Source organism: Pseudoduganella sp. jia 9 (assembly GCF_055502615.1).
The window spans coordinates 214902-227938 of record NZ_JBUPWE010000001.1; the positions used below are offsets into that span (position 1 = coordinate 214902).

Consider the following 13037-nt stretch of genomic DNA (forward strand, 5'->3'; position numbering starts at 1 on the left):
AGTGACGGAAGATGGGCTGCGGCGTCAGGCGTGGTTGGGACACAGGTTGCTGGCACGGTAGGCTTTCACGTAGTCGTCGAAGCTGCCGGTCTGCGTGCGCTCCAGTTCGGCCTGCTCGGCCACCGACGTGGCGGCCAGCGCGGCGAAGTGCGCTTCCTGTTCCGCGGTGGGCGGCTGGGCGCGGAAGTATGCCGCGTGCTTTTTGCTTTGGGCGAGGCCGAATGCGGCAAACGAATTGCCGTGCCCTGCCAGTTCGCGCAGCACGGCGGCCGAAGGGGTGAGCTCCGGATCCGCCAGCTTGGGGGCCTGCTGTGCCAGCGCGTCCGCATGCTGCGTATCGCCGCGCAGCGCATCAAGCAGTTCGGCGGCAGGGCGGATCCGTTCGAGCAGCTCGTTGCCCCAGGCACGCAGCGTGATTTCCTGGCCATCGCGTGTCAGCGCCAGGCCCGGGCGGCGGCCTTCCTTCACCGTGCGGGCGAAGTTGCGGGCCAGGACTTCACCTTCTTGTTCGGCAATCGCCGGGCTTTCCTCGAGCGCGCAATACAGCAGGAAGGCGTCGAGGAAGCGGCCGGTCGCCAGGCCCACGCCGACCGGTTCGAACGGGTCCACGTCGAGGCAGCGCACCTCGATGTATTGCACGCCGCGGTTGCACAGCGCCTGGATCGGGCGCTCGCCGGTGCGGATCACGCGCTTTGGCCGGATCGTGGAGTAGTACTCGTTTTCGATCTGGATCACATTGGTGGACAGCTGTTGCCATTCGCCGTTGGCATCGTGGGTGCCGATCTTCTGGTACGGCTCGTAGGGCTGGTTCACCGCGCGGGTCAGCGTGGCCACATAGCTGTCGAGGCTGTTCTCATGGGGGCTCAGGCCGGACTGGGCATCGTTCTGGTAACCCAGGTCGCTCATGCGCAGGCTGGTGGCGTACGGCAGGTACAAGGTGTCGGCCGACAGGGTTTCCAGCTTGTGCGGGCGGCCGCGCAGGAAACTGCTGTTCAGCGCGGGCGACGTGCCGAACAGGTACATCAGCAGCCAGCTGTTGCGGCGGAAATTGCGGATCAGCGACAGGTAGGCTTCGGACTGGTATGCCACCGCCGTGAGCGGTTTCCCGGCGCGCTCGTGCTCGTGCTCGGCCAGGATGCGCCACAGGCGCTCGTCGAGCGAGTAGTTATAGTGGATGCCGGCGATGCACTGCATGGCTTTGCCATAGCGCAGCGCCAGGCCGCGGCGGTACACATGCTTCAGCATGCCCAGGTTCGATTTGCCGTACCAGGCGATCTGGATGTCTTGTTCGGCCGGCAACTGGCAGGGCATCGATTCGCTCCACAGCAGTTCGTTGCCCAGCTTGCTATAGGCAAAACGGTGGATGCCGTCCAGCTTGTCCAGCGTGGTGGCGATGTCGTTTTCGGCCGGCGTAATGAACTCGGCCAGCGTTTCCGCGTAATCGGTGGTGATTTCGGGATGCGTCAGCGCCGAGCCCCAGCCGGCCGGATGCGGCGTGCGCGCCAGGTGGCCGTCCGGCTGCACCCGCAGCGTTTCCCGTTCGATGCCACGCAAGCCGCCCCGCAGCACGTCGCGGTGCCGTTCCTCGGCCAGCAGGGCCAGGCGGCGCGTCAGTAGATTGGACAATTGGCTTTCCTTTCTGTGCATCAGACCAAAATATTGGTGCGAGAGTAACCGAAATTGTGAAAACACGTACTCCGGCCCCCCGAACGTGCCCGGTTCCAGGCACCATTCGCGGATTCTAGCAAAGCGATATCGGCAGTTCGGGGCGGTGGCTAACTCAGGCCGGAGCGGGGCGTCCGCCGGTCACGCGGGCGATGCCGGCCAGGTCGTGCCAGCTTTGCACTTCGGCATAACATCGGGAAGACAGCAGCGCCTGCACGGCCGCGGACTGGTCGTAGCCATGTTCCATCAGCAGCCAGCCCTGCGGCGCCAGATACGCCGGGGCGCCGTCGACGATGGTGCGCAGCGCCGACAGGCCGTCCGCATGGTCCGTCAGTGCGCCGGCGGGTTCGAAGCGCAGGTCGCCTTCGGACAGGTGCCGGTCGCCGGCGGCGATATAGGGCGGGTTGGAGACGATCAGGTCGAACGTGGTGCCGGCGATGGCGGCGAACCAGTCGCTGTGCAGGAAGCGCACGGTCACGTCGTTCAGTTCGGCGTTGCGCTGCGCGATGGCGATGGCGGCGGGGATGACGTCGAGCGCCGTCACCTGTGCATCCGGACGGGCATGGGCGATGGCGACGGCGATCGCCCCGCTGCCGGTGCCCATGTCCAGCACGCGGCCGTGCGGCGGCAGACGTTCCAGCGCCAGCTCGACCAGCAGTTCCGTTTCGGGGCGGGGAATCAGCACGTCGGGACCGACCGCGAAATCGAGTCCATAGAATTCGCGCCTGCCAACGATGTACGCCACCGGTTCGCCGGCGATCCGGCGTTGCAGCACGGCCGACACGCGGGCCGCTTCGTCATCGGTCAGCGCGCGGTCGGACTGCGTGATCAGTGCGGTACGGCTGATGCCGAGCGCATGGCACAGCAGGATGCGCTGGTCGACGGGGTCGAGCAGCGCCATGCGCTGCAGTGCCGCCAGCGTGGTACCGGATGCGACCAGAATGCTCATGCCTGCCGGCGTGCCAGCACCCAGATCATCGTCGCCGCCAGGATGGCGAACCAGACGGCGGACCACTGCGGTACCGACAGGCCGATGAATATCTCGGCCTTCTCGCACAGGCCATCGGCCTCGAACAGCCAGGGCAGGTAGGTGGCCGTGGGGATCTTGTTGAGCGCGGTCGTCATCGGATCGATGCCGCACGAGAAGCCGGGATTGGCCAGCACATACAGATGCTTGCCGGCGACGCCCAGGCCGCCGACGGCCGCGGCCAGGCCGATCGCCGCGCCGGCCTTCGGCTTGCGGCCGAACGCGCCGATCAGGCAGCCGATCGCCACGGCAAGGAACAGGTAGCGCTGGATCACGCACAGCGGGCAGGGCAGCATGTCCTTTACGTGCTGCAGGTACAGCGCGACGGCGACCACCATCAGGCAAACGGCGGCGGTGGACAGGAGAACGGTGCGCGGGCTCGGCGATTTCATCGTGGGTAATGTTGCTCGAATGTGAAGGCGCCAATTCTCGCACAAAGCGGCGCGGCGGTTTCAGCTGGCATGTTCAAGCCTGCGTACCGCGCCTTCCCGGTATCGATGCCCGGCATGGTTCAGTCGCCCAGCGCGGCCAGCTGTTCGGCCTGGTGCTCGGCGGACAGCGCCGTCGTCAGTTCGGTCAGGTCGCCATCCATGATCATGTCGAGCTTGTACAGCGTGAGGTTGATGCGGTGGTCCGTCATCCGGCCTTGCGGGAAGTTGTAGGTGCGGATGCGTTCGCTGCGGTCGCCACTGCCGATCAGGCTCTTGCGGGTGGCGGCTTCCTTCGACTGCTGCTCGCGCAGCTGCACGTCCTTGATGCGGGCGGCCAGCACTTTCATGGCCGACGCCTTGTTCTTGTGCTGCGAGCGGTCGTCCTGGCACTCGACGACGATGCCACTCGGCAGGTGCGTGATGCGCACGGCCGAGTCGGTCTTGTTGATGTGCTGGCCGCCCGCACCGGAGGCACGGTAGGTGTCGATGCGCAGGTCGGCCGGGTTGATGTGCACGTCTTCCACTTCATCCGCTTCGGGCATCACGGCGACCGTGCAGGCGGACGTGTGGATGCGGCCCTGCGTTTCGGTGGCAGGCACGCGCTGCACGCGGTGGCCGCCGGATTCGAATTTCAGTTTCGAGTAGGCGCCATTGCCGACAATGCGGGCGATCACTTCCCGGTAGCCGCCCAGGTCGCTTTCCGATGCCGAGACGATTTCCACCTGCCACCGGCTGCGTTCGGCGAAGCGGGTATACATGCGCAGCAGGTCGCCGGCAAACAGTGCCGATTCGTCGCCACCGGTGCCGGCGCGGATTTCCAGGAAGATGTTGCGCTCGTCGTTGGCATCCTTCGGCAGCAGCATTTTCTGCAGGTCCAGTTCCAGGCCGGCGAGACGGGCCTTGCCGGCTTCGATTTCTTCCTGGGCGAAATCCTTCATGTCCGGGTCGCCCAGCATTTGCTGCGCTTCTTCCATGTCGCCCTGTACCCCAAGGTAATCCTTGTACAGCGCGACCAGCGGGCCCAGTTCGGCATGCTCGCGGGTCATCTTGCGGTAGCTGTCCATGTTGGCGGTGGCGCCTTCGGACATCAGCAGTTCGTCCAGCTCCACGAGGCGGTTGGCGAGTTGGTCCAGCTTGGCCAGCATTGATGGTTTCATGGTCTCGTTCTTGTATGGGTAGTCATCGCACCGGAACCGGTGCGGCGGCGAAATGAGGAGTAGGGCCGCTAACGGCGGCCGCGGAACAGCTGGGGCAGCAGTTCGGCCAGCTGGGCGCGTTCGGCGCCCTGGGCGCGGTGCAGCGCCTGTTGCGGGCCGTGCATGAACTTGGCCGTCAGGCCTTTCGACAGCGCTTCGAGCACCGCCTCGACGTCTTCACCCTTGGCCAGCAGCCTGCGGGCGCGGTCGAGTTCGGCCAGGCGGATTGCCTCGCCATTTTCCTGCAAGCCCTGGATCACCGGCACCACCGCGCGGTCGTCGACCCAGTGCATGAACGATTGCACGCGCGTTTCAATGATCGCCTCGGCCTGCGCCACGGCGGCCTGCCGGTTTTCGATACCGGCCTGCACGACCTTGCCGAGGTCGTCAACCGTATACAGGAACACGTCGTTCAGGCGGCCCACTTCCGGTTCGATATCGCGTGGCACCGCCAGGTCGACCATGAACATTGGCTTGTGGCGCCGCGCCTTGATCGCGCGCTCGACCATGCCCAGCCCGATCAGTGGCAGCGACGAGGCGGTGGACGAGATCAGGATGTCGTACTGGTGCAGCTGCGTTTGCAGGTCTGCCAGCCGGACCGCCTTGCCGTTGAAGCGGTGCGCCAGCAGCTCGCCGCGCTCCAGCGTGCGGTTGGCCACCGTGATCGACTTCGGGTTCTGCGCCGCGAAGTGGGTGGCGCACAGGTCGATCATCTCGCCGGCGCCGATGAACAGCACGTTCTGTTCGGAAAGCTTGTCGAAGATGCGCTGTGACAGCCGCACGGACGCCGCCGCCATCGACACGCTGTGCGCGCCGATCTCGGTGGTGCTGCGCACTTCCTTTGCAACGGAGAAACTGCGCTGGAACAGCTGGTGCAGGTAGGTGCCGAGGCCGCCTGCTGCATCGGCAGTGCGAATGGCATCCTTGATCTGCCCGAGGATCTGCGTTTCGCCCAGCACCATCGAATCGAGGCCGGACGCGACACGGAACGTGTGGCGCACCGCTTCGTGCTGCGGCAGCATGTATAAGTGCGGGCGCAGTTCGGAATAATTCAGCTGGTGGAAATCGGCGAGGAAATGCGCACCGGCGTCGAGCGGGTTGGCGGCGCCGCTGGCCGCATACAGTTCGGTACGGTTGCAGGTGGACAGGATGGCCGCCTCGTCACTGCCGCGGCCGTCGAGACGCTGGAACCAGTTGCGTGCCGCACGCACGGCCGACCCCAGCTGATCGGGCGCGAACGCCAGCCGTTCGCGCAGGGCGACCGGAGCTGTTGTGTGGTTGAGGCCGACGGCAAGGAGTTGCATTTCCAGAAAAATCAAGGACGTAGGCTTTAATTATAGCCTGATGTACGGCAATCGGCTGCGCCCGGCCCGGCCGGCGGGAATGGGACAAATCGTCCCAGCCGGTCATTGTTGCCGAATTTTAAAGGTCAATTGCCGAGTTTTTCCAGGCGATAGCCGTAGCTATAGACAGGTACCAAGCGGAAACCATTTTCTGGTTTTAGCTGGAGTTTATTCCGTACGCGCGACACGTGGGTATCCATCGTGCGGGAGGGAACCTCGGTTTCGCGTATCCATACCGCCTCATGAATATAGGCGCGTGACAGTGGGCGGCCAATGTTGCGGAAAAACAGCAGCGCCAGGTAAAACTCCTTGTGCGTGACATCCAGCACATGTCCATCCATTAACAGCCGGCCCGGACGGGTTTCAAAGACATATTGGCCGAACGTCAGCTGTTCGGCGCCGTTCTGCGCCGGGAAGGCGCGGCGCAACAGCGCCTGCACGCGGGCCACCATTTCGCTGCGGCGCAGTGGCTTGATCATGTAATCGTCGGCGCCGGCATCGAGGCCGGAGACGATGTCGTCTTCGCCGGAACTGGTGGTCAGGAACATGATCGGCGCGTTGTCGTTGAGCTTCTCGCGCGCCTTGCGCATCAGCTCCGCGCCCCCCATATCGGCAACCTGCCAGTCGAAGATCAGCATGTCGTAGCTGTCCTTGCGCAGCTGGCCGAGCAGTTCCTTGCCTGTCTGGAAAGCGTGGCAGACGTGGCCGGCGGAAGTCAGCACCTGGGAAATCAGGTCGGTCTGGCTTCGGTCATTGTCAAGGACTACGATTCTCATCTTATCTGGGAGTTAAAGAGCGGAGGTGAGGCTTGGTCACTGCGAATATAACAGGATTTACAAAAATAGTTACTAATCTGACTAACAATTTCTCGAAAGACATACAGGTCCGTGCGAGCCGTAACTGCGGTACACGGTACACTGGTTAAACGCCGTTTTCAATGAACTTTTTTGTTTGGCAACTTTTTAGGAGACAGATTCGTGGACAGCGGCTGGGAATTGTTGCCTTATTCTTCAGATAATATTGCCGAGGTGCGGGAGCGTTGCCGGCGGCTCGTGCGACGCCGCGCCGCATTGGCGGCCGGCATCTCCGCGGTGCCGATTCCGGGTGTCGATATCGTGACCGACATGAAAATGTTCACCGAGCTGATCGAGGAAGTAAATGCGGCGTTCGGCCTGACACCCGCGCAGATCGAACGGCTGCAGCCGAAGTACCGGATGATCGCCTACGAGGCGGCCGTCAGCGTCGGCGGCATGATGGTGGGCAAGCTGATCACGCGCGACCTCCTGTTCAAGCTGCTGGCGAAGAGCGGCAAGAAAATGGTGGCGAAGCAGGCATCGAAGATCGTTCCGCTGGCGGGGCATGTAGCCTCGGCGGCGATCGGGTTTTTCGCATTTCGCCAGATAGGCTACCAGCATGTGGATGCATGCGCGAAAGTGGTGGAGGAATTACTGGCGGCGAAGCGGAGGTGACGCTGCAGGGCCGTTGCTCGCAGGGAGCTGCCCGTGCGGGCAGCCGCCTGCGAGTCGACGGCCGTTGCTTAAAACAGTTGCGGTTACGCGTCCGGCAGCACGACGTTAACGTCGAGCACTTCCAGGTTGCCCTGGCGGTCCAGCGAGATCTTGATGTCGTCGGCGTTTACTTTCGTGTATTTCGAGATCACCTCGATCAGTTCCTTGTGCAGCGCGGGCAGGAAGTCGGGGCCGCTGCGGCCATTGCGTTCGCGTGCGATGATGATCTGCAGTCGCTCTTTCGCGGCATTGGCCGTTTTCGGCTTGCTGGGAAACAGGAAAGATAGCAGTGCCATTTACTTTCCTCCAAAGATACGCTTGAACAATCCCGGCTTTTCATAGTCCGTAAAACGCAGCGGCCGGGTTTCGCCGAGGAAGCGGGCGATCACGTCTTCATAGGCTTCCGCCACGTCCGTGCCCTTGAAGTGGATCGCAGGATTGCCCTGGTTCGATGCGTGCAGCACCTGTTCCGATTCCGGAACGATGCCCAGCAGCGGGATGCGCAGGATTTCCTGCACGTCCGTGTAGCTCAGCATTTCGCCGGCTTCCACCCGCTTCGGCGAGTAGCGGGTAATCAGCAGGTGTTCCTTGACCGGTTCGCCGCCCGACTGCGCGCGGCGCGACTTGGCCTGCAGGATGCCGAGGATACGGTCGGAATCGCGGACCGACGAGACTTCCGGATTCGTCACCACGATGGCTTCGTCGGCAAAGGTCAGCGCCATCAGCGCGCCGTGCTCGATACCGGCCGGCGAATCGCAGATGATGTATTCGAAGCCCATGTCGATGATTTCGGCCAGCACGCGTTCGACGCCGTCTTCCGACAGCGCATCCTTGTCGCGCGTCTGCGAAGCCGGCAGGATGAACAGGTTGTCGCAGTGCTTGTCCTTGATCAGTGCCTGCGGCAGCGAGGCTTCCTTGTTGATCACATTGATCAGGTCATACACGACGCGGCGCTCGCAACCCATGATCAGGTCGAGATTGCGCAGGCCCACGTCGAAATCGATCACGGCGGTCTTGTGGCCGCGCATTGCGAGACCCGTGGAAAAGCTGGCGCTGGAAGTCGTCTTGCCGACACCGCCCTTGCCGGACGTTACAACAATAATTCTTGCCACGAATAATCCTTTTAGTGTGAAAGCTCAGGCGCGGGGGCGCGCACGCATGCCTGTTGAATTGCTTTAATTGACAGATTGTATATCCAGTTTGTCGCCACTGAGCCTGATTTGTGCAGGCTGCTTGGCCTGTCCGGCGGGGAAACCATCCTCGAACGTGCGGTAAACACCGGCGATCGACACCAGTTCAGGCGACATCGACAGGGCGAAGATGCGCGCGCTCGCGTCGCCGGAAGCGCCGGCCAGGGCGCGCCCGTTCAAGGTGTTGTAAACATGGATGCTGCCGTCGGCAATGATCTCGGCGCCGTTGTTCACGACCGCCATCACGATCAGGTCGCCACCGCGCGCATAGATGCGCTGGCCCGCACGCACCGGCGTATCGATGATGATCGTGCCCGTGTTGGCGGGTGCGGCAGGCGCGGGCGCGGGGGCGGGGGCGGGTGCAGGAGCAGAAGCTGCGGCGGAAGCGGCACCGGCATCGTCGCGCTTGCCAGTATCGATCGACAGGCCGTGGGCCTGGATTTCTTCCACCATGTCCGGCCGGGCATTGCGCACGGCCACCGGATTGAGGCGGTACTTCTTCAGCAGTGCGAGCGTGCCGGCCCAGTCGATGCGTTCGGACCCCGGTGCCAGGTCACCCACGTCGATGACGGCCAGGTCGCCTTCGAAAAAGTCCGCTACGCCACCCGTCATGCCCCGCAGGGCGGCGTCGAGAGCAATGCGGTCGGACGTGTGCAGGATCGCGGAAACGGCGACAACGGTGGAAATCTTGATTTCGATGGGCTTTTGAAACGGGCTTTTGGACATGACGACAGTAAATGGTTCGGGCTGGCCCGGGCCCGAGCATTTTACTGTCAAAAAACAATTATTGGTGAGGCATTTTCACGTACCGAACACCTTCCCGGCCCAGCATTCATGCGGCCTGAGCCGCTCAGCCTCCGCTGTATTGCCGGCCAGTTGCAAAGACCGCCAGTTCGCTGCGCCCGCCAGCATTCCCGGGCTCTTTCGGCTGCGGCGGGGGCCGATGCGGGAAGCGGGATGGACGAGGAATGTTATTCATGTCACAAGAGTTAAATATTCGTGAAGTAGAGTGTGCGACACTGCTTCCATAAGCGGAACGAGATATTTCGCGGTTTAACATGAAAATTATTCATTGAATATGCTGGAGATCCGTCATTTGCGCACGCTTGCTGCGCTGCGCTCCGCGGGAAGCCTGGTACGCGCTGCCCAACTGTTGAACCTCACGCAATCGGCGCTATCGCACCAGATCAAGCTGCTGGAAGACCGCTACGGCGGGCCGCTGTTCGAACGCAAATCGGTGCCGATCGGCTTTACCGCCACCGGGGCGCGACTGCTGCGGCTGGCCGACATGCTGCTGCCGGAAATCGAGCTGGCCGAGCGCGACGTGGTCCGGCTGATGCAGGGAGACCAGGGCCAGTTGCGGGTGGCGCTGGAATGCCATACGTGTTTCGACTGGCTGATGCCCGTGATGGATGAATTCCGCAAGCGCTGGCCCGAGGTGGAAATCGACCTGGTATCGGGATTTCACAGCGAGCCGGTGGACCTGCTGCGGGCCGGAAACGCCGATCTCGTCATCGGTTCCGACTATGGCACCCAGTACGCGACATTCCCGCTGTTTCGCTTTGAAATCCTGGCCTTGATGGCGCAGAAGCACCGGCTGGCCAGCCAGCGCCGCCTTGCCGCCACCGATTTCGAAAGCGAAACGCTGATCACCTATCCTGTGCCGGAACAGCGCATCGACCTGATCCGCGAGGTGCTGCGCCCGGCCGGCGTGACGTTCAGCCGCCGTACGGCCGAGCTGACGGTGGCCATCCTGCAACTGGTCGCCAGCCGCCGCGGGATTGCGGCACTGCCGAACTGGGCGATCAGAAACTATGTCGATTACGATTACGTCGTCGCGCGGCCGGTCGGCGACAAGGGATTGTGGAGCGAGCTCTACGTGTCGGTCCCGGAAGCCCTGCGGCAAAAGGCCTATGTGGCGGATTTCGTGAAGGTGATCCGCGAGCAGTGCGCCGCATCGCTGGACGGTATTAAATTGCTCTCATAACGCAGAGTTTGATATTTATCAAACAACTAGCCAGCTCTGCCAATTAGCATGAAAGCCTTTGCGCAATCTCAGCTTTTTTGCCCAGCCAAATTTGCCGAGATTCGTCCGCTCAGCCGTTTTCGAAAGGACGTTCCATGTTCATGCTTCCTCCGCAGTTGTTCAGTGAGTGGCCAGCCGCGCTGCCGACCGCCATGTCGAGCGCTTTTCCGACCAGCTTCCCCAGCGCTTTCGCGCCCGCGTTCCCAAGCGATCTGGTCAATGTCACCCGCGACTTCGCCGAATCGCAACTGGCTGGCTGCAATGCCCTGGTGCAGGCCGCCTTTGAAAGCGGCGCCAGCCTGGTCGCGCTGAACGTGCATGCCACGCGCGACGGAATCGCGGCAGCCAATGCCGCATCGAATGGCCTGTTGTTCGTGCGTGAACCGCGCGACCTGGTCTGCCTGACGGCATCGCAATCCCAGCAAGCGTTGGAACGTGCTCAGCGGTATGGCCGCCAGGTAGCGGGAGTGGCTAACGCGGCCCAGCACCGTATAGGCGAGCTCAGCCGCGACTTTGCTGGTGGCTTGCCTCGCAACCCGATAGAATGAAATGTAGTAGCGCTTCGACAACCCTGCTGACTGTGGGTCAGTGAACTGGAGAAAGTACATGGAAGACGTAGTCATCGTTGCCGCGGCCCGTACCGCGGTCGGAAAATTCGGCGGCAGCCTGGCCAAGATCCCTGCGGCCGATCTGGGTGCGCATGTGATCAAGGGCCTGCTGGCGCAGACCGGCATCGATCCGAACCTGGTGAGCGAAGTCATCCTGGGCCAGGTACTGACGGCCGGCGTAGGCCAGAACCCGGGCCGCCAGGCAGTGATCAAGTCCGGCTTGCCGAACGCGATTCCCGGCTACACGATCAACAAGGTGTGCGGCAGCGGCCTGAAGGCCACGTTCCTGGCGGCGCAGGCCATCAAGGCTGGCGACTCGGAGATCGTGATTGCCGGCGGCCAGGAAAACATGAGTGCTTCGCCGCACGTGCTGAACGGTTCGCGCGACGGTTTCCGCATGGGCGACGTGAAGATGACGGACACGATGATCGTCGATGGCCTGTGGGATGTGTACAACCAGTATCACATGGGTATCACTGCCGAGAACGTTGCGAAGAAGTATGAAATCTCGCGCACCCAGCAGGACGAATTCGCGCTGCAATCGCAGCTGAAGGCGGAAACGGCGCAGAAGGAAGGCAAGTTCAAGGATGAAATCCTGCCGCTGGAGATCGCGCAGAAGAAGGGCACGATCGTGTTCGACAGCGACGAATACATCAAGGCCGGTTCCACGATCGAAGGCCTGCAGGGCCTGCGTCCGGCCTTCAACAAGGAGGGTAGCGTTACCGCCGGTAACGCCTCCGGCCTCAACGATGGCGCGGCCGCCGTGGTGATGATGTCCGCTTCGAAGGCCAAGGAACTGGGCCTGACGCCGCTGGCACGCGTCAAGGCTTATGCCTCGTCCGGCCTGGATCCGGCCTACATGGGCATGGGCCCGGTACCGGCCAGCACGCTGGCACTGAAGAAGGCAGGCTGGTCACCGCAAGACCTGGACCTGCTGGAAATCAATGAAGCGTTCGCCGCGCAGGCTTGCGCCGTCAACCAGGAAATGGGCTGGGATACCAGCAAGATCAATGTGAACGGCGGCGCGATCGCCATCGGTCACCCGATCGGCGCTTCCGGCGCCCGCATCCTGGTGACGCTGCTGCACGAGATGGTGCGCCGCGACGCGAAGAAAGGCCTGGCCTCGCTGTGCATCGGCGGCGGCATGGGCGTGGCGCTGGCCGTCGAACGCGAATAAGAAGAGCTGTAAAGGGCCACATATGCAGTGGCCCTTTGATTTTGTGAGTGGAATACGCTAACTAGAGGGGATGACATATGGCACGAGTTGCATTGGTAACGGGCGGCATGGGTGGTCTGGGCGAAGCAATCTGCATCAAGCTGGTCGCACTGGGCTACAAGGTAGTAACCACGTATTCCCCCAACAACACGAAGTACCAGGGCTGGCTGGACGAAATGAAGGAGAAGGGTTACAGCTTCGCCGCCTACCCGGCCGACGTGGGCGACTATGAGTCGGCACAGGCGTGCGTTGCCGCGGTTACCCGCGACATCGGCCCGGTCGACGTGCTGGTCAACAATGCGGGCATCACCCGCGACATGACGTTCAAGAAGATGGACAAGGTGAACTGGGATGCCGTGCTGCGCACGAACCTGGATTCCGTGTTCAACATGACGAAACCGGTTGCCGACGGCATGGTCGAACGCGGCTGGGGCCGGATCATCAACATCTCGTCCGTCAACGGCCAGAAGGGGGCATTCGGCCAGACCAACTATTCGGCGGCGAAGGCGGGCGTACATGGCTTCACCAAGGCGCTGGCGCTGGAAGTGGCGCGCAAGGGCGTAACGGTAAACACCATCTCGCCGGGCTACATCGGCACCAAGATGGTGACCGAGATTCCGCAGGACGTGCTGGATTCGAAGATCCTGCCGCAGATCCCGATGGGTCGCCTGGGCAAGCCGGATGAAGTGGCTGGCCTGGTTGCCTACCTGGCATCCGACGAAGCTGCCTTCGTGACCGGCGCCAACATCGCCATCAATGGCGGCCAGCACATGTCGTAAGCTGCCGCTATCCGGTGCTTTATCCGGGGACAGGTATCTGGTGTCGGG

At 62.7% G+C, this 13037-nt stretch carries 14 protein-coding genes; 5 read left to right on the forward strand and 9 right to left on the reverse strand.

All coding sequences use genetic code 11. The annotated features are described in order from the left end of the window. Nucleotides 1–24: 24 nt before the first annotated feature. From gshA to ACY34H_RS01010, 6 genes are all read right to left on the reverse strand, one after another. Nucleotides 25–1626: a glutamate--cysteine ligase gene (gene gshA, locus ACY34H_RS00985; RefSeq protein ID WP_464975611.1), complete on the reverse strand. Its 1602-nt coding sequence runs from the start codon at nt 1624–1626 to the stop codon at nt 25–27. A 154-nt stretch (nt 1627–1780) separates the two neighbouring features. Continuing rightward, entirely contained in the window at nt 1781–2614 is an 834-nt protein-coding gene (gene prmC / locus ACY34H_RS00990) for a peptide chain release factor N(5)-glutamine methyltransferase (protein WP_464975612.1), read from the reverse strand. Then, nucleotides 2611–3084, reverse strand: a complete 474-nt coding sequence (locus ACY34H_RS00995) for a disulfide bond formation protein B (protein WP_464975613.1) — start codon at nt 3082–3084, stop codon at nt 2611–2613. Before ACY34H_RS00995 ends, prmC begins: the two co-directional genes overlap by 4 nt. Before the next feature lie 119 nt (nt 3085–3203). Continuing rightward, nucleotides 3204–4280 (reverse strand): peptide chain release factor 1, encoded by a 1077-nt coding sequence (gene prfA, locus ACY34H_RS01000; protein WP_464975614.1) that lies wholly within the window; start codon nt 4278–4280, stop codon nt 3204–3206. Between the two features lie 68 nt (nt 4281–4348). Next, nucleotides 4349–5623, reverse strand: coding sequence for a glutamyl-tRNA reductase (hemA, locus tag ACY34H_RS01005; RefSeq protein WP_464975615.1), 1275 nt, complete (start codon nt 5621–5623; stop codon nt 4349–4351). A gap of 125 nt (nt 5624–5748) precedes the next feature. Beyond that, nucleotides 5749–6438 (reverse strand): response regulator transcription factor, encoded by a 690-nt coding sequence (locus tag ACY34H_RS01010; RefSeq protein WP_464975616.1) that lies wholly within the window; start codon nt 6436–6438, stop codon nt 5749–5751. Between the two features lie 201 nt (nt 6439–6639). Between ACY34H_RS01010 and ACY34H_RS01015 the strand changes: the two genes are divergently transcribed. Continuing rightward, nucleotides 6640–7131, forward strand: coding sequence for a hypothetical protein (locus ACY34H_RS01015; RefSeq protein ID WP_464975617.1), 492 nt, complete (start codon nt 6640–6642; stop codon nt 7129–7131). Between the two features lie 83 nt (nt 7132–7214). Here ACY34H_RS01015 and minE read toward each other — a convergent pair whose 3' ends face one another. The 3 genes from minE to minC all read right to left on the reverse strand — a co-directional run bounded on the left by minE (nt 7215) and on the right by minC (nt 9086). Beyond that, nucleotides 7215–7466: a cell division topological specificity factor MinE gene (gene minE, locus ACY34H_RS01020; RefSeq protein ID WP_131148321.1), complete on the reverse strand. Its 252-nt coding sequence runs from the start codon at nt 7464–7466 to the stop codon at nt 7215–7217. After that, the gene (minD, locus tag ACY34H_RS01025; RefSeq protein ID WP_464975618.1) at nt 7467–8282 is read right to left on the reverse strand and encodes a septum site-determining protein MinD; all 816 of its coding nucleotides are present in this window, start codon (nt 8280–8282) and stop codon (nt 7467–7469) included. Nucleotides 8283–8345: 63 nt separating this feature from the next. Then, a complete protein-coding gene (minC, locus tag ACY34H_RS01030) occupies nt 8346–9086 on the reverse strand; it encodes a septum site-determining protein MinC (RefSeq protein ID WP_464975619.1) in 741 nt (246 codons plus the stop codon). A gap of 352 nt (nt 9087–9438) precedes the next feature. On the opposite strand from minC, the gene ACY34H_RS01035 reads away from it, so the two are divergent. From ACY34H_RS01035 to phbB, 4 genes are all read left to right on the forward strand, one after another. Beyond that, entirely contained in the window at nt 9439–10347 is a 909-nt protein-coding gene (locus ACY34H_RS01035) for a LysR family transcriptional regulator (RefSeq protein WP_464975620.1), read from the forward strand. Nucleotides 10348–10481: 134 nt separating this feature from the next. Next, nucleotides 10482–10934: a TIGR01841 family phasin gene (phaP, locus tag ACY34H_RS01040; RefSeq protein ID WP_464975621.1), complete on the forward strand. Its 453-nt coding sequence runs from the start codon at nt 10482–10484 to the stop codon at nt 10932–10934. A 58-nt stretch (nt 10935–10992) separates the two neighbouring features. Next, on the forward strand, nt 10993–12171 hold the full coding sequence (locus ACY34H_RS01045) for an acetyl-CoA C-acetyltransferase (RefSeq protein WP_464975622.1): 1179 nt from the start codon (nt 10993–10995) through the stop codon (nt 12169–12171). 77 nt (nt 12172–12248) lie between these two features. Then, nucleotides 12249–12989, forward strand: a complete 741-nt coding sequence (gene phbB / locus ACY34H_RS01050; protein ID WP_464975623.1) for an acetoacetyl-CoA reductase — start codon at nt 12249–12251, stop codon at nt 12987–12989. Nucleotides 12990–13037: the final 48 nt, after the last annotated feature.